Here is a 17309-nt window from a genome sequence, read left to right as displayed (position 1 = left end):
TTAAGATTTATTTATTTCACTTATAAAAATTCTCTAAAAAAAATATGAAATCTACCAATTAAATATTAGTAGATTTCATATTTTTTTATTTCACATATAATTGTTGTTTAACATTTAACTTTTCAACACTTAGACCATATTTTAAAAACTTATACCTAATGTACAATGAAATATTATCTTCGTGAGTTGAAAGGATAATCTGACGATCAGTAAATTCATTTCTTAAAAGTTCTACAAATGAGGCCATGTTCATTTCGTCCATAGTTTGTATTGGGTCATCAATTAGTAAAGTCATTAGACCATTATTTCCATATACCTTATTCAAGGCTAAAGTAAAAGCAATTACAGTTGAAGAGAGTTGACCAGAACTAAAGGAATGTACAATATCATGGTCTGTTTTTTGAGGAGGAACGAAATTAATAGATTTCAATTGAGTTTCTCCCTCTTGACTAGTTATATGGTCCTCTTTAATAAATACACCAATACCCCTCTGGTGGTTCTGTATAATTTTCCCGCAATATATATAAAAAGGAATTTCGATATCACTTATCATTTTTCTTCGGTGTTTATTTATGCTTTCATTATAGGTGTCTACAATTCTTCCAATTGACTCCAATGATTTTTCTAACTTAACAAGCTCTAATCTAAGCTTCTGAGTCTTTTGAAACAATATACTTGATTGTAAGAAATACTGGTTTTCAACATAATTCTTTTTTTCAAGGATTGAGGAAGTATTTATCTTGGAAAGCAATTCTTCATTCTGCTTTAAACGGTTACGATATATTCCCTTAAAGGAATTCATATGTTCTCTACAAAAATCACTCACATACTGTTTTTTATTTTCGACTTCAGTTTTTAATGTTTGAACTTTTTCATTTAAATCTTCTACAAATTGCATACTTTTATTAACATATGATTCTATTTCAATGTCTAATTTCTGAAACCATGTTATAGCCTTTTCCATATCAGAAACCTGACCAGTATTATACTTTAACTGCTCGAAAAATTCTTTATTAATAGATATATTATTTAACTTTTGTTCAATTTGAGAAATAACATTATTAAAATATTCTTTATAGAGAGTGTCTAGTTCATCATTGACTTTTTTTGTAGATACATCAAAGTTTTCTTTTAATTCTTGTGTTCTAAAATTTATTTGCTTCAGTAATTCTTCAAAACTCTCCTTACTATCTCCACATAATGGGCAATCATTTTTATTATTAGGATCAAACTCAATATATTCTTCATAATCTTTCCAAAGTTTTTCTCGCGTCTGATTCATTTGATTGACCACAGCAGAGATTGCATTTGAGTTTTGATTATAAGATTTTATTAATTGGATTTTTTGAATTACAACCTCCTTGTCTAAAGGGAGTCCCAATGTTTCTAGTAAGAAATCCCAATCAATTTCTTTGTTTATAATTTGTTTGTTCTTTAAAATATAATGAATTTTCTCCAATTTTAATTGGATATTATATCGTTTTTCAATATCAGAAAAATCATTATTGAAGTGTCCAAGAATAATTATTGCCTTTAATTTCTTTTCATTGTGTATTACATTATCTAATTCTTCGTTTTTTAATTGGTTTTTAAATTCTTTAAAATTTGAAAGCAAATAATTGATTTCATCTAATTCTTTATAGTACTCCTCTTTCAATTTACTATCTAATGGCTTTATGACTTCCTTATCCCACGGTACATCCAATACATTATCAGGATCAATAAGTGGTTTATAGGCATGCACTTCGATATTTGATTTGGTATCATCATTTAATTCATTTTCATGTTTAGAAATTTTTCCTATAAGTTTGGTTTTTGAACTTATTAATTTGTTTTTTACTTTTTCTAAGTATTGTTTATGATTCATCTCTGTTTCAATATTAAAAAGCTTAGAAATTGCTCCCATTCTATCCTTTTCATTTTGTTTAAAAAGAAAGCAATTCTCCTCTTGTTCAATATAATGATAAAGGTTATACGTATCACCCATATCTTTTATACCAAAAAGATTATTCAGCTGATCTTCAGTTATACTTTCTTCTAAACTCATCTGTTCGAAATTCTTTAATTTGTAAAGTTTAAATTGTGTAAAATCTCCTGGTCTCCTTTGAACATTTGTTAATTCACTCGGTGTTAGTGATCTAGCTAGTACAAATTGATCATCTGGTAGATTTCTATTTTCGAATTCAATCTTTATTATAGTTGGTTCGCTTTGGTTTTTACTTAACAGATAATCATTAAATCCTCTATTCGTTGTGACGATTTTATTTGATACAATTCTTCTTATCTTCCCTGTAAGAATTAATTGAATGGCATCATATATAGTGGTTTTTCCAAATCCATTGGGGCCATCTAATACATTTAAATTAGCCCCCCCTAATTCAAGTGTTGTTTCATCAATTGATTTAAAATTTTTTATGTATAATCTCTTAATTACATATTTATTCAAAAGTCTCAACTCCTATACATTCTAAAATTTCTTCAATGTCAGGGTTATTTCCGGAGTTTTCATTTAGTTGCATCAAAGATTCCCATAAATCTTTATCCCTATCATCTATCCTCTCTACAATTTTTTCATATAAATTTGTTATCGCTTGTTGATTATTATCTAAATTTAAAAATGGTATCTTAATAAATAATTTCGACACCAAATCATAAATTAGTACTTCTTCAGAGTCTTCATGATTCTTAAATTTCGAAAAAGTTGTTGGATTGTTTAAGATGTCGTTAAGGCAGGAGATTACATTTCCTTCAGACGTACCTATATAAGATTTAAGAAGCTCAACTTGGTGCTTTGTATAAGTCAATACAAATTTTTTAAAATCGTAAGGATCTTCCTCTATATCATATATTAATGGGGCTATCTCTCTCGAATTTTCTAATGAATCTACTTCAATAAGGAGCAAAAGTGATAAGTTTTTTTCTACTCCAACAAATATTTGTTGATTTTTGACTATCTTTAATAGATACTCTTCAATTTTCTCTTTGATTTTCTCGGTTTTGATATCCTTATTTTCAATTAACATTACAGTAAGAAAATCAAACTTATTATTTTCTGTCCGTCTACTTAGAAGACTGCCCTCGTCTTTTAGAATATTTTCATCAACAATAAAACCTTTTCCTTCAAGAATTTTCTTAATTAGGCTTTTCATTTAAATACCCCCTTGGCTGTATCTACTGTAATAAATTCTAATTTTTTAGGAACTGTAATTGTCTCTCTTATCTCTAATTCTTCAGGGAACTCTTGGTAAGCTTGTCCTACATCCACTATAGTCCCATCAAATTGGCCCTCAAGCTCATTAGTAATTAATTTGTGAATATCAAATAGAAGAGTGGTAAGTTCATTGTCATTCTTTAATGAATCAAATACTTTTTTCCCTTGAATATTAACCGTATTTTTCCCTGATACTTCAGCAATTGTTGTAATTAAATGATGCATACCTTCTTTATTTAGAACGAATAACTCACTCAGCCCTTCAATCTCTAACGCAAAGCCTCCTGCTTCTAAAACCATTGGTATTAGTGATTTGTGAACCCCAGGTTTTACAATGAGCTCCTTGTAATCATATTGAGTAATCTCCTTTGTTTTTATATTTAAATTGGGAGACAGTTTTTTGCAAAGTAATAAAAATTCTTCATCACTTAAAGAACAAATAGTTTTCCAATTTTCATTCCAGTTCTCACACTCTTTCAAATTTAGATCTTCATTCTCGCAGTATTCTTTAAAGTATTCCTCAAGTGTAAATTTCAATATACTTGTAGCTGTTTTTTGCGAAAATTTGAAAACAAATTCATTTTTTAAAATTTCAAGAAAAACATCAAAAGAAATTTCTGGTTTATTAATCTTTTTTTTATGTCTTGCTGACACAAATTGATTAATCTCATGAACAAAGTTATGAAAGATAAAGTTTATGTTTTCTTCCGAATCAGAAAACTTTATTTGAAGAGATGCGTGATTTTTTTTATAAAATTTTCTTATTTCTGATTTTATTTCATTATCTATATCAAGTATATCGATTACTCTTTTACTTGGTGGCTTAGAATGATTATTTAGAAATAATTTTTTATATACTTCATCATAATTTTCTTTTTCAAAAAGCAGCTCTTTATATTCTTTAAATTGTTCTACTTTTTTTGCTGGTGTTAATTGTGATAGTGTTGTTTTTAGTTCCTCTTTATTTGGTGCTAAAATAAAGCAACAAGTGTGGAGGTGTATTGAGGTAATAGAATCATATTTTGCACATTTCCCCATCATTTCTAAAATTGCTTCTTTGTATGGAGAAATGGTAGCCTTATCTTGATAAGATTTCACTTGGTGAATAGAGAAAGGGCTGGAATTTAATTTTATGGTAAAATCTTCAAGATGTTCTATTTCTAATGAGTAATCACTGATTTCAGTAGCTGATATATCCATTTGATTAATTAAATGCATTACCCAATATATTGCGACCTTTCCTTGATAATCGTAACCACTCCAAGAAGAGATTGCATTGTGAGTATCTCTTTTTTCTACTTTCACAATTCTTTCTTCATTTTTCATACATAACACTCCCTACAGTTTCGCATTAAAAATGAATTTTTTTCCAAATGCTCAATCTTAATATTAACAGAAATAAGATATTGCTAGAAGGAGAAATTTAGTAATATGACTATTTGAAATTATAAATATTGTTGTAGTCAGTTGTTCTCACCAGAGAATGGGGTCTGTCCCCCAGTTCATCAACGCTTCACCGTACCGAGGGTCTGACCCTAATATCACCAAAAACCACAAAAAGGGACAAGGCGGCCGCCTTGTCCCTTTTCAACACTATTCGCAGTGAACCAAACACACTCTCTAACCTTATATGTGCTAGTTCACCCGTTGTTCTTATCTAAGCGCGCAATAATGCTCCATTTGGCTCTTTTAACTCCTGCTCTACTATTTGATTCATCTTAGAGAAGTGGTCCAGAAATTGTTGTGCCAGCTCTTGTTCCTCCGTGTCACTTTTCAATGAAACGATGTCGCGCAAAATCTGAGCCATCCAGGAATTATCAAAATATCGGTACTTGCCTGTATTCCATGTCGTTTGCTGAGGGGACTTTTCATTGACATAGTACTTCCAGAAAGGCATCTGTTTCGATTCCTCGTCTGTCAGTTGGAGTCTGTAATGGGAATGGGCAGGAATATTTCCATCTTCACAAAATTTACCGATGAAATGATCCTTCACCATATATACACCTAAGATCCGTCTGTCTTTTTCAGGCATGCCGGGATCGACTGCTGTCAGCAGGACCGCACTGTTTTGGTGTAAGCGACTGGGCTTGTTTGGCTTACCCTTATTCGTACCACTTTTTATTTCACCAGAGGAAACCGTCCAATCTGAAAAGGAGCTACTCTGTTCTTCTGTATCGCACCTGTAAACCATCTGCGATTCGGGATGAAGTTTATGATTTTTCATACTTTTTTCATGACCCACTCGAAGCTCCTGGTTTCTTCTTTGCCGTACCTTTTCCTCTTCTTTCTGCATTTCTTCCTCTTTGAGTTCCATTTCCTGCTCGTGTAAAATTTTTTCAAGTGAATTGGCAGCACTTTTATCATGCAGTTTCAAGTGCTGTCCAAATGCATCCGGGTAAACAAATTTTTTATTTTCCGAGGCGAAATGGATTTCAACTACCGTATCATTATGATTCACGATGCTTCCCATACCAAACCGCTCATGTGTAACTTTCTTATTGATTAAATTCAATATATTAGTCCTCCTTGTATAAACACTCGGGTACTATTGCCTAAAAAGCTCACAAAAACTGTTTGAATTCCCTTCGGAATAAATAAGATAGATAACAAAACGTTCAATGTAGAAAATCACCAGATAATAACCTTACCATTTTTTTGATATAAATACAACTTTAGCATTGACAAACTATTTTATTGAGAGGTAAAATGTAGTTTTGTTCAAATCTTGATGATTGGTACACCCGTGCTTTTTTGGTTTTTCTCCGGTTAAATGGGGACGGATCCCATTCGACTTTTCTTCATTAATCTGGAAAATCCCACTTTCAACCTAATGACCTTATCAGTCAATCATGATATAGATTTGAATTCTCTACACTCTTCCAAGTGCTCGAACCAGAGCCCTCCGTTTGAACTACTCAAATATCATGATCCATCCTGCCAATGAAATATCCAATCAGCGCCTCCCCCTATCTACATCCTAAGTGTCTCTAATGGCAGTGGTGTTGATGTTGTTGTTCTCTAAAATCTATTCGTTCTCTAAGTTCTTAAGTCTGTTTGCAGGTTCTCTCCGCACCCGATTCACATGCTTTTCGCCGCACGAAGACATTCTGGAATCAGCTTTATTACCAAGCTGGTCAATTCCAGAATCATTACATCTCTTTTTTACAAACATTCTGATCCCACAAGCTAAATCATTCATCGGCTTAAACGTATAGACTCCCCCATACTCATACCTCTCCGACTCCAACCTCTTACAAAAAGGCCATATTCTCACTTTAAAAAACAGATTCTCTCGAGTCCTCCCAATGGACCGAATATAATGCCCTTCACCGTGCACCACACACCCTAACTGAACTCCGCCCTCATACATGGCATTCAACACAATCCACAGATACAGGCGATAAAATGTATGCAAATCGAACATCCATTGATTTAAATTTCTCCATCTACTCATTTGATTCAATCTGTATTCAACTTTTATATAGGGAGAAGGCCTGGGAAAGGATACCCTTAGGTGAATATTCTTTATTAAATATGCTGTTATTAAAGGTGATTATTTCTTTTGGCTTAATCATCTGAAAAACAGGGACCCCCCAACTCATTTGGAGCAAACGCAAGCAAGAAAAGCTAAATTCTTTTCTCCACTACTTTTAACAACAAAGAAAAAAACCTCATTCGTACACATGCACGAATGAGGTTTACCACCACAATTTATTCTGAAGAGTCTTCTATATTCTCCTCCGTCACCAACTTCAACGGCACCGGAATTTTCTTCTCAACCTTCTTACCCTGCAACACATCTGCCCCAGCCTGAACGGCCAACGAACCAATCTTTTCAGGCTGCTGAGCGACAGTTGCAGACAGGTTACCATTCCGAATGCTAGTCATCGCATCTTCATTCCCATCAAATCCAACGACTAGAACGTCACGACCAGAACTCTGGATCGCCTGCAGTGCTCCCAACGCCATTTCATCGTTATGTGCGAACACGGCTTTGATATCTGGATTCCCTTGGATCAGGTTCTCCATTGTATTCAATCCTTCGGTACGATCAAAGTTTGCAGTCTGCTTGGCCACGACATCCAGCTTTTCATCCGCGATGTTGTGAAACCCGGCTCCCCGCTCACGAGTGGCGGATGCTCCAGGGACACCTTCAAGTTCTGCAACCTTTGCTCCTTCACCAAGCTGTTCGACCAGATATTCTCCGGCCATTTCGCCGCCTTTTTCGTTATCCGAGCTGACGAGTGTGGCGACGTCTCCTTTTTCAGCTGAGCGGTCGAGTGTGACAACCGGAATACCAAGGCTGTTGGCGGACTGGACGGCAGTAGAGATGGCCGCTGAGTCCGTCGGGTTGATGAGTAAGACGTTGACGCCCTGCTGGATGAGGTCTTCTACGTCATTGATTTGCTTGGCGGCGTCATTCTGTGCATCAACGACGACGACTTCCATGCCTTGTTTCTTAGCTTCGTCTTCTACCCCGTTTTTCATGGAGACGAAGAATGGGTTATTAAGTGTCGAAACGGATAGTCCGATTTTAATGTCTTCCGGGTTTGAGCTTTTATTTGGCTTGGCCCATTCCGGCGGCTGCAGGGAGCAGGCGCCGAGGAATAGGAGTGACAAACTGATTAGTAGTAACCATGCTTTTTTCATAGTATCCCTCCTACGCTGCTTTCTTTCGGTCGATGAGAACCGCGATGATGATGACGACACCCTTTACGACCATTTGGAAGAAGGATGAGACGCCGAGCAGGTTCAGACCGTTGTTTAACGTTCCGATGATGAGTGCACCGATCAATGTTCCGACGATCAGTCCTCGTCCGCCTGACAGGCTTGTCCCACCTAGGACGACGGCGGCGATGGCATCGAGTTCATAGGATGTACCCGCTGTCGGCTGGGCTGAATTCAGGCGTGACGTGAGGATTGCTCCTGCGAGTGCGGCCAATAAGCCGGCCAGGGAGTAGATCATCACTTTGATGCGTGGTACTTTGATCCCTGAGATGAGGGCTGCTTTTTCATTTCCACCGATGGCATATGTTTTGCGGCCGAACGGGGTTTTGTGCAGGATCACCCACAGGATCGCGAACGTCAGGATCATCGTGACGGCCGGTACTGGGATTCCAAGGAAGTATCCTCTTCCGAACAGTTGGAAGGCATAGCTGTCGCCAAGTCCTGTGATTGGATTTCCGTCAGTATACACAAGCGTCAACCCACGGAACATCGTCATCGTTGCAAGTGTCGCGATGAATGGTGCCATTTTACCTTTTGTAATTAATAATCCGTTGACCATTCCCATCAGAGCTCCGAGGATACAGCCGATCAGGATCGCAAGGATCGGGTCGATTCCGGATACCATCATCCCTGCCATCAGGGCACTGGATAAGGCGAGGATCGATCCGACGGATAAGTCAATTCCTCCGGTCAAAATGACGAAGGTCATCCCGTAGGCAATCAGGGCGTTGATCGCGACCTGACGTAATAGATTCAATAAGTTCAAGGGTTCTAGAAAACTAGGGTTGATGATGGATACGGTCGCAATCAGCACAAACAGTCCGAGTAGTGGACCGAGCTTTTGCATCAGATTGCCGACGTGATTCGTTTTGAGTGCGTTATTCATGTGCGTGACCTCCTGTCGCCAATGTCATGATTTTTTCCTGTGTTGCGTCTTCCTTAGAAAGCTCCCCTGCGATGGTCCCTTCATGGACGACGAGGATGCGGTCGCTCATCCCGAGTACTTCTGGCAGCTCGGATGAGACCATCACAATTGCGACGCCGCGGTCGGTGAGCTCGTTCATCAGTTGATAGATTTCCCGTTTCGCCCCGACATCGACTCCCCTTGTTGGTTCGTCGAGGATGAGCACTTTCGGACCGATCCCGATCCATTTGGCGATGACCACCTTCTGCTGGTTCCCACCCGAAAGGTTCTTTGCATGGGTCCGGGCTGATTCGGTCTTGATCGTCAGCCGTTTGATGAGCATCTCTACAAAGTCCTGTTCGCTTTTATCATTGATCAAGCCTTTCTTTGTGAAGCTATAGAGGCTTGGAAGGGCGATGTTATCCTTCAGGGAAAAGTCGAGGATGAGTCCTTCATCCTTCCGATCCTCGGTGATGAAGCCAAGACCGAGTTTCACCGCCTGATCTGGTGTTTTAATGGTGACCGGTTTCCCATTTACGATTATTTCGCCTTCATAACGGCCGTCGAGTCCGAAGATGGTGCGCATGATTTCCGTTCGGCCTGCTCCCATCAATCCTGACACGCCGACGATTTCTCCTGAACGTGCTTCGAAGCTTATTTTTTCAAACAACCCTTTCTTCGTCAGGTTCCTGACTTCAAGCATCGTTTCGCCTGGCTTTGGCTGGCGTTTTGGAAAGCGGTCGGTCAATTCCCGTCCGACCATTTTCTTCACGACCTCATCGAAGTTCGTCTCGGGAATCGGCATCGTATCCACCGTGCGTCCGTCCCGCATGACCGTGATGGTGTCACAAATCGTGAAGATCTCTTCCATCCGGTGGGAGATGTACACAATCGACACACCGGCTTTCTTTAGTGAACGGATGACGGTGAAGAGCGTGTCGATTTCCCGGTCCGTCAAGGCCGCCGTCGGCTCGTCCATGATGATGACTTTCGCATCCGTCATAAGGGCTTTGGCGATTTCGATCATCTGCTGCTGTCCGACCGAGCACTGTCCGGCTTCTTTTGTGAGAGGGATGGAAATGTTCAGTTTTTTAAACTGCTCATTCGCAACCGCTTTCATTTTTCTCGTATTAATGAGACCGAATTGTGTAACCGGTTCCTTATTGATGAAGAGATTCTCGAGGACGGTCATCTCCGGCCAGACGTTCAGCTCCTGATGGATGAAAGTAACGCCGAATTCCTCGGCCTGCTTCGGATTATCGAACGTCTTGTCCTTCCCGTCGATGGTGATCGTTCCCTGATCCTTCTTATGAAGGCCCGTCAGGATATTCATCAGGGTCGACTTTCCGGCACCGTTTTCTCCCATCAGGGCATGGACTTCACCATCCCCGATCTCGATGTCCACGCCTTCAAGGACCTTGTTCGTCCCAAATGCTTTATGGATATTCTTCATGCTGATCTGCATGCTACTACCCCCTTTGTTTTAAAAAATGACTCCCGCGTGAAGGATACAATTCGCATACGGTGTGACTTCCCCCGTGCGGATGACGGCCTTCGCCTTATGGGTTTCTTTCTTGAAGTCTTCATGGGATACATACTGGATCCCATCGAACCATGAGGTCATTTGCTCGTGTACCCCTTTATTTGTTTCTACTTCTTCTGCAAGCGTGACGTTTTCGATGACCATTTCTTCCTTTAACAGTTCGACCACGTCAAGGAAGGAAGGCTCCCCCTGTTTCAATGCCAGGTCGATTTTCACGACGTCTGACGGAATCGGGAGACCGGCATCGGCCACGACGATTGTATCCGTGTGGCCGAAATCGGCAAGTATTTTTGCTATGTGACTGTTCAAGATGCCATGTCGTTTCATTCTGCCAGCTTCCTTTCCACTTCGTTTCTTGTCGGCATTCCGCCCTGTGCCCCGAAACCGGTCACGGAAAGGGATGCGGCGCGGTTTGCGAATCGGAGACTTTCTTCCATTGATTGTCCTTCAGCTACGGCTGTTCCGAATGCGGCATTGAAGGTATCGCCTGCCCCTGTCGTATCCACCACTTCGACTTTGAAGGAAGGAACCATGATTTCCTTTGTTCCATCATGGTAGCGGACTCCGGCTGCTCCTTCGGTGATGATGACTTTGTCAGGATATTGTTTCAGCGCTTCTGACGGATTCATTCCGTTAAAGAGTACATCTGCTTCATGCTCATTTGGTGTCAGGTAGCTCGCGCCAACGATGACATTCTGTGAAATCTTCCGTGCCGGTGCCGGGTTCAGTAGCAGTGGTACTTCAATCTTGTTGCACAGGTCTGCCACGTACTCAACCGTTTCCTCTGGAATTTCCTGCTGAATCATGATTAGATCACATGTTTTGAGGAAATCGGCTGTCTTTTCTACGTACTCTGGTGTCACAAGATCATTGGCCCCTTTTACGACGACAATGCTGTTGTCGCCTTCAGCGAGGATGATATGGGCGGTTCCGGATTTTTCACCTGTAACCGGTTCCACATGGTCGGTATGAACACCGTTATTCTTAAAGTTTTCTAAAATCTCTTGGCCGTATGGATCATCCCCCACGCATCCGATCATGTAAACATCAGCCCCAAGCCTTGCTGCTGCAACGGCCTGGTTGGCGCCTTTCCCACCTGGTACCGTGTCGAAGCTGTCGCCGAGTACCGTTTCCCCTGCACCTGGGCGTTTCGCTGATGTCACCACCAAATCCATGGATGAGCTGCCGATCACGGCAATTTTCGCTTTTTTCATCTTCCTTCATCCCTTTCTTGTTGTGCTTCGCTGTATAAGTTCAACGGGAAGCTGAACCGTTGTATCGATGTCTCTTTCTTTTTTTATCAGTTTAATCAGAAGTGCCGCCGCTTGCCTACCCATTTCGTATGCCGGCTGCCTGATCGTGGAGAGCGCCGGATAGGAAAGGCTGCTCTGGGGGATGTCATCGTAGCCGATGATCTGCAAGTCTTCAGGTATCTTCTTCCCCAGCCTCAGGGCCTCATGGAGAATCGCGATCCCGACGATATCATTGCTCGCGATGACCCCGTCCGTATCTGGATAGGTGGCGAACAGTTCCTCAGCCCATCCCTTTGCATCTTCAAAGGAGAACGAGATCGTCGACATCACGGTGAAATCGACGTCGGTCCCACTTAGGTACTCGACGGCACCACGGAATCGGTCCTGTGCCGGCTTGACGTGGACCGGTCCCTTCATGACGGTGATCCGCTTCGCCCCTTTTTCAACCAGGGTCTTTGCCGCCAGGCGTCCCCCTTTGCGTCCGTCCGCATAAACAGCCGGATAATTGTCCGTGGTCCGGTCAAGGAGGACGAGTGGGAGATTCAATTCACTATACAGCTGATCATGCTCCACATGATTGGTCGCAGAAATCATGCCGACGACATTGTTTTGAACAAAGGTCTGGATATAATCCAGCTCCTTCTGAATGTTCTCGTCGCTGTTTCCAAGGAGGAGCCTGAACCCAGCCTCACTCACTTCATCCTCGACCCCTCTCGCCAGCTGCGGGAAGTACGGGTTTGTGATATCCGGAAGCAGCAGCCCGATCAGCCTTGACTCCCGTTTGTAGAGAGAGCGTGCGACTTCATTCGGGCTGTAATTCAGCTTCTTGATCGCCGTCATTACCTTCTTCCTCGTCTCGGCTCCTACATAGCCGTTATCATTGAGCACCCGGGAGACCGTCGCCACCGACACCCCCGCTTCACTCGCCACATCCTTGATTGTTGCCACGCTTGTCACTTCCTGTTCGTTTGGTTGGTTACTGTGTAACCGGTTACACATAAAATAACATAGGTTTGTAATCGTTTGCAATAGTTTAATCCTAAAACTTATTGACCAGTTCAAAGGATAAATTTTGAATTCATGAACTAAGAGCTAGTGTCCTTGGTATTTCAGCAGGCGATCCAAAGTTTTGGAATCTATAAAGAGCAATAGCTATATATCAGTCTATAATGATATACTATTTGAATTCATAAATGGTAGCCAGTAGAAAAAAAAGACTCTTCAAGTGACGAGTCTTTTTCTTTGTCATAGGATTAGTAAACATGTGAGTGAACTATTATCCTTTGAAGTCCTCTATACTGAATATGGACTAAGATACATAAAGATGGTCGGCGAAATGACTGTTCCGTTCTGATTTTAAAGATCCAGTTCTAAAGTTACCTTTCTTTTTTGTAGGGAGTAACTTGTATTTTCTCTACCTCCCATTTAAGACCTTGTTTCTTTAAATAAAAATCAGCACGACCTTCATAAATTGCTTCTATACCCTTTTTTTTATCGTTTTGAATGATTTCGATCGTTACTGTAACAATATTGGGTCTACTAGGAAAATCACTTACAATTAAATTTGGATTCTCTAAATTTCGCTCTTGGGAATACTCAAAAAAGTATTGAAGTTTTTTTTGATTCTCATTTGAGATTTCTTCGACTTCCTTGTTTTCCTGGACATCCTCCATGATATTGGTTACTACTTTTTTTGGTGATTGATTTACTATATTAAAAACAAAAATCAGAATGGTAACCCCCACAAGAATGAAAGCTATTAGAGAAACGACTTTTTGTTTAGAGTCAATTGTAACGATCCTTTCGTGTAAAATATAGTACGTTTCTAACGCTGTTACTTATAGAGAGGTCAATCAGGATTGCATTTAGTAATTATAACCTGGTGTTAAATTCCAAATACTCTTGTAATACTCATCTTCAATTTTATCATAACCCACACCCTCACCTCTTCTATATCTTTCATAAGCAATTTCTAGTAATGTTTCTTCATCTTCAAACCAAGTGTTTTGAATCCAATGGATTGGATGGTATACAGAAGGGAAATATTGTTGATAATCAGTGTAAACATTTCCTGAATTAGTGTCCGTGGCCCTTTGGTCGTGAGCCCAATAAACCTCTTTTTGATTAGATATAAAATAAGTCTTCCATCCGGACTTAGTACAAACCTGAGCGTTTTTGGATACTACCCGGTCATATGAAGTTGCGTCTGTATTCCCTTCAGCCCCCGATTTTACTGTTTCTAAAACTGAACCTGTTAGCAAATTGTAAACGGGATTAGAAACAAATTCTCCTGTGACAATTTCAAAACCTTTTATGAATCTCTCGTTTTCTAAGTCGTTTTGGTATCCTGTAGCCGTATCAAATCTTCCTTCAAAGTTTAGGCCTGAGAACTCAATATCAATTCTGAGTAGTTGTTCGTCAATTTCACATTGAGGGGGATCATCAATACCTGGTGGTATCATTACTGGGCCGTCTGATTTAGCTAAAGAAGCATCTTTTCGTAAGTTATTCTTAATTAAATCTGCATGTTTGGAGGATTGAAAAGCAATTTCATAATATTTAACGACATGCTTGTTTCCATTTTCAGTCGAGAACTTTTCGGTCTTTTTTAATTTCATTGTCTTAATAATTTCATCTCTAAATTCATTCACATCCATTTGAATTGGCTTAGGTAAATTATTTTTTTGTCGATAATCCTCAATCTCTTCCTTAGTAGGATGTACTTAGTAGATTCCTTCACCAATCTTAATTTTTCTTTCTTCTAATGAAATTGAATTTTTTGCAGAGATAGGTAACGCGATAGACATGAACAATGTGAAAACAGAAATCCCACAAATTATTTTTCTCATTTCTATACCTCCTATATTTTCTTACCTCTTTAAAAATACCCATTAATTGTATAAATAAACAAAAAATGTATTTAAAACAAACTAGTAAAGTAGAAAACGATGTAGAAATTCAAATATAGTTTATTTTGAAGTTTAACAGGAATGGACAACATAATAAGATTAAAAACTACTTTTGTTCTTTTTTGGATGTTGTTTATGTCAGCTTAGAGTTTATTGTTACTTCAAGGGATGACTAGTGCTTAATATTATTTTGCAATTCTTAATTTATAAATAAAAGAGTTTTACGTAAAATAGAGGAGTCATTTTTCTGTGTTGAATTAACTTACTTTACCTCTAAACTTTAAATAACTATATATGAGCAGAAGATATAAGCGAAGTTAAAATAGTAGATTTCAACTTTTTCTTTTTTCGATTAACAAGCTGAAAAAGTGAAGATGAGTTTTATAGTTCTTTATAGGATAATGCTTTCAAATACATTCAAATTAAAGCAATCGAAAGTATTTCAGGATAATTATGCAATTGAATAGCACTTTAATAAGACGAAGGTTTCACCCCTCTTTCCAAGGAGAAGCCATCCCTTCACTTGAAGAGGTCTTGGATGTGGTGACAGCCCATCATGTCTCGATGATCATCAAATTGTATTTCTTGAATCAATAGGCTGAATATGTCCCCTTATTTCAGCCTTTTTTAATCGTCAAGACGAATTAAGAGGAATGCTTCCGTCTACTGATTTGTTGACGAATATGACGCCGCTTCCGATTATTGGGGTTGGGTTGATTCGTTCATCAAATTCCACATCAAAAAGCCCAACTTCTCTACAAATAGAAATAGAGAAATTGGGCTTTTCAGTACCTTCATTTATTTATTGAATTCATTAGCTCGAAGAAGTATTGGGGTTGATGAGTCTTATTTAGGTTATACCATGAATGCAATGTATCGGGCTTAAACACATCTATTTTTTTCAGTACCTCCATTGCAAATTCCAGAGGAGCTATTCCTGATGCCGTAATTAAATTACCATCAGCTATCGCAGGTCCCGACTCATAGAACGTTTCTCCTTTATAGTTAGAACATACCATTTTCGTATATTCTAAGTTATTACTTGTATGTTTTCTAGTATCTAAGTATCCCATATTCGCCAGGCCCTCCGTTGCACCACAAATGGCAGCAACTACCGTGCCAAGCTCTAAAGCTTGGCCAACCCTTTCCAAAATCGGTTGATGAATGTCTTCACTCCAAGTCGTCCCCCCTGGTAAGATTAAAAGATCTTCCCTTTCAAGAGTACATTCATCAAGGGAGATATCTGGTTTTATGCTCAGTCCCCCCATCGTCGTAATCATTTCTTTAGTAGCCCCTACTGTCATGACTTTTATAGGTGCTGCCTCTTTTTTGAAATATCTTCCTGAGTTTAGTTCAGCTATTAAATACCCGTATTCCCAGTCCGACATTGTATCTAATACATATAGAAAAGCCTTTGTTGTTTGCATCCCATAACACTCCCATCACCATTTATAGAGTCATTATAATAAAACTTCCCTGACAAGTAGCGTCAGGGAAGTCATTAAACTTGATGAAATTCCATTAATTCCGACAGAACTTCAACAAGTCTTTTTTTAAGACTTATTGGCTCAATCACTTTAATCGATGTATTGTACGGTAAAAGTAAATAAGGTACATATGTATGTATGATCTCTTTTTCCAGAAGAAAAACTGCTTGATTGCAGGTGCGTTCTTTTACATAATGTCCTAAAAACCAATGTTGACAAATATCATCCAATGCACTTTTTCCCCCATGAAGAACCAAAGACATAATCCCTTCCTTATCTTCAATCGTTGGAAGAAGGTTTTTCACGAAAAAGTCACGTGCTGAAAAATTCTCCGGTCGGATAAACGTATTTTCGGTTAGCACCAGACTTTCCATTCGATCCACTCTAAAACTGCGGATATCATTCCGAAGATGACAAAATCCAATCACATACCACTTGTTATTCCAATAGATCAATCTGTACGGATCGACCAATCTTTCACTTAATGGTCTTTCGACACTTTTATGATAAAGAATGTTGACTGAGTACCCGTCAGCTACGGCCTGTTCCAACTCCTTCAGTAAAAGTTCCATAGAGGGTGGACGTAATCGACTTATGACTTCAAGACTGGTTACATGTTGGTTGATCTTTGCTTCCTGCTCTTGATTGGAGTGGTGGCTTAGTTTAGAAATGGCCCTATCGAGTGCTTCCCCTCCATAATACCCGGCTTCTTCTGCAAAAACAGCCGCATGAAAGAGTGAAGTTTGCTCCTCAAAATCAAAAAACAGAGGAGCCTCAACAAAATGGTTCAATAAAGAGTATCCACCGTTATGTCCTGGTTCTGAAACGATCGGTACGCCACTTGTTGAAATGGTATCAATATAACGATACACCGTCCTTATATTCATCTCTAGCTTTTCTGAAATTTGTTGTGCTGTCATTTTTTCACCTGAACGAAGCATCCATAGAATGGCTAACATATTGTCAATTTTAGGCATATGATTCCTCCTCTATATCCCTTTATATATAATGAATAACCATCTTACAATACCAATTATTTTAAATATTATGATTTTGAGCAATCCTCTTATGCCCTTAAATGACCCTTGAATGAACAGAGAAAAAACGCTTAAGATAACTCGGCTACCCGAACTATCTTAAGCTACAGCCCCCTTTCGTATTATAAGGTCAGCAAGATATTTCTGGTTGACCATTTTTTATATCGATATATGATTACGGTAGCCGGGGTAGAACGGAAGCCCCCGTGGGACTTGATCCCGTCCATTAAACTGTTC

General features: G+C 39.2%; 16 protein-coding genes. All 16 read right to left on the bottom strand.

The window, feature by feature from the left end:
* Positions 1–85: 85 nt before the first annotated feature.
* A complete protein-coding gene (locus ACFQWC_RS00080) occupies positions 86–2446 on the bottom strand; it encodes an AAA family ATPase (RefSeq protein WP_377105488.1) in 2361 nt (786 codons plus the stop codon).
* Complete coding sequence (locus ACFQWC_RS00075) at positions 2439–3149, bottom strand: ABC-three component system middle component 1 (protein WP_377105486.1); 711 nt, start codon at positions 3147–3149, stop codon at positions 2439–2441. Before ACFQWC_RS00075 ends, ACFQWC_RS00080 begins: the two co-directional genes overlap by 8 nt.
* Complete coding sequence (locus ACFQWC_RS00070; RefSeq protein WP_377105484.1) at positions 3146–4537, bottom strand: ABC-three component system protein; 1392 nt, start codon at positions 4535–4537, stop codon at positions 3146–3148. Before ACFQWC_RS00070 ends, ACFQWC_RS00075 begins: the two co-directional genes overlap by 4 nt.
* 331 nt (positions 4538–4868) lie before the next feature.
* Positions 4869–5723 carry a malate synthase gene (locus tag ACFQWC_RS00065; RefSeq protein ID WP_377105482.1) on the bottom strand — a complete coding sequence of 285 codons (855 nt, stop codon included), beginning with the start codon at positions 5721–5723 and terminating at the stop codon, positions 4869–4871.
* 513 nt (positions 5724–6236) lie between these two features.
* A complete protein-coding gene (locus tag ACFQWC_RS00060; protein WP_377105480.1) occupies positions 6237–6626 on the bottom strand; it encodes a hypothetical protein in 390 nt (129 codons plus the stop codon).
* A 296-nt stretch (positions 6627–6922) separates the two neighbouring features.
* Positions 6923–7861 carry a ribose ABC transporter substrate-binding protein RbsB gene (rbsB, locus tag ACFQWC_RS00055; RefSeq protein ID WP_377105478.1) on the bottom strand — a complete coding sequence of 313 codons (939 nt, stop codon included), beginning with the start codon at positions 7859–7861 and terminating at the stop codon, positions 6923–6925.
* Between the two features lie 10 nt (positions 7862–7871).
* On the bottom strand, positions 7872–8825 hold the full coding sequence (gene rbsC / locus ACFQWC_RS00050) for a ribose ABC transporter permease RbsC (RefSeq protein WP_159362499.1): 954 nt from the start codon (positions 8823–8825) through the stop codon (positions 7872–7874).
* The gene (locus ACFQWC_RS00045; RefSeq protein ID WP_377105476.1) at positions 8818–10308 is read right to left on the bottom strand and encodes a sugar ABC transporter ATP-binding protein; all 1491 of its coding nucleotides are present in this window, start codon (positions 10306–10308) and stop codon (positions 8818–8820) included. Before ACFQWC_RS00045 ends, rbsC begins: the two co-directional genes overlap by 8 nt.
* A gap of 18 nt (positions 10309–10326) precedes the next feature.
* Positions 10327–10713, bottom strand: coding sequence for a D-ribose pyranase (rbsD, locus tag ACFQWC_RS00040; protein ID WP_377105474.1), 387 nt, complete (start codon positions 10711–10713; stop codon positions 10327–10329).
* Positions 10710–11600, bottom strand: a complete 891-nt coding sequence (rbsK, locus tag ACFQWC_RS00035) for a ribokinase (RefSeq protein ID WP_377105472.1) — start codon at positions 11598–11600, stop codon at positions 10710–10712. The genes rbsD and rbsK overlap by 4 nt, the downstream gene beginning before the upstream one ends.
* Before the next feature lie 6 nt (positions 11601–11606).
* Positions 11607–12587 (bottom strand): LacI family DNA-binding transcriptional regulator, encoded by a 981-nt coding sequence (locus tag ACFQWC_RS00030; protein WP_377107182.1) that lies wholly within the window; start codon positions 12585–12587, stop codon positions 11607–11609.
* Positions 12588–13015: 428 nt separating this feature from the next.
* The gene (locus ACFQWC_RS00025; RefSeq protein WP_377105470.1) at positions 13016–13384 is read right to left on the bottom strand and encodes a hypothetical protein; all 369 of its coding nucleotides are present in this window, start codon (positions 13382–13384) and stop codon (positions 13016–13018) included.
* 120 nt (positions 13385–13504) lie between these two features.
* Positions 13505–14296, bottom strand: a complete 792-nt coding sequence (locus ACFQWC_RS00020) for a hypothetical protein (protein ID WP_377105468.1) — start codon at positions 14294–14296, stop codon at positions 13505–13507.
* A gap of 66 nt (positions 14297–14362) precedes the next feature.
* Positions 14363–14488: a hypothetical protein gene (locus ACFQWC_RS00015; protein WP_377105466.1), complete on the bottom strand. Its 126-nt coding sequence runs from the start codon at positions 14486–14488 to the stop codon at positions 14363–14365.
* A gap of 854 nt (positions 14489–15342) precedes the next feature.
* Positions 15343–15975: a type 1 glutamine amidotransferase family protein gene (locus tag ACFQWC_RS00010; protein ID WP_377105464.1), complete on the bottom strand. Its 633-nt coding sequence runs from the start codon at positions 15973–15975 to the stop codon at positions 15343–15345.
* 74 nt (positions 15976–16049) lie between these two features.
* On the bottom strand, positions 16050–17012 hold the full coding sequence (locus ACFQWC_RS00005; protein ID WP_377105462.1) for a helix-turn-helix transcriptional regulator: 963 nt from the start codon (positions 17010–17012) through the stop codon (positions 16050–16052).
* Positions 17013–17309: the final 297 nt, after the last annotated feature.

It is taken from the genome of Rossellomorea sp. GCM10028870 (assembly GCF_042666755.1).
GTDB lineage: Bacteria > Bacillota > Bacilli > Bacillales > Bacillaceae_B > Rossellomorea.
Note: the sequence above shows the minus strand (reverse complement) of the source record. Positions and strands in the feature narration are given on the sequence as shown.

Coding starts and splice junctions, on each gene's coding strand:
- rbsD (WP_377105474.1), bottom strand. CDS start 10,713: ATGAAACGACATGGCATCTTGAACAGTCACATAGCAAAAATACTTGCC.
- rbsC (WP_159362499.1), bottom strand. CDS start 8,825: ATGAATAACGCACTCAAAACGAATCACGTCGGCAATCTGATGCAAAAG.
- ACFQWC_RS00010 (WP_377105464.1), bottom strand. CDS start 15,975: ATGCAAACAACAAAGGCTTTTCTATATGTATTAGATACAATGTCGGAC.
- ACFQWC_RS00015 (WP_377105466.1), bottom strand. CDS start 14,488: ATGAGAAAAATAATTTGTGGGATTTCTGTTTTCACATTGTTCATGTCT.
- rbsK (WP_377105472.1), bottom strand. CDS start 11,600: ATGAAAAAAGCGAAAATTGCCGTGATCGGCAGCTCATCCATGGATTTG.
- ACFQWC_RS00075 (WP_377105486.1), bottom strand. CDS start 3,149: ATGAAAAGCCTAATTAAGAAAATTCTTGAAGGAAAAGGTTTTATTGTT.
- ACFQWC_RS00020 (WP_377105468.1), bottom strand. CDS start 14,296: ATGGATGTGAATGAATTTAGAGATGAAATTATTAAGACAATGAAATTA.
- ACFQWC_RS00070 (WP_377105484.1), bottom strand. CDS start 4,537: ATGAAAAATGAAGAAAGAATTGTGAAAGTAGAAAAAAGAGATACTCAC.
- rbsB (WP_377105478.1), bottom strand. CDS start 7,861: ATGAAAAAAGCATGGTTACTACTAATCAGTTTGTCACTCCTATTCCTC.
- ACFQWC_RS00005 (WP_377105462.1), bottom strand. CDS start 17,012: ATGCCTAAAATTGACAATATGTTAGCCATTCTATGGATGCTTCGTTCA.
- ACFQWC_RS00045 (WP_377105476.1), bottom strand. CDS start 10,308: ATGCAGATCAGCATGAAGAATATCCATAAAGCATTTGGGACGAACAAG.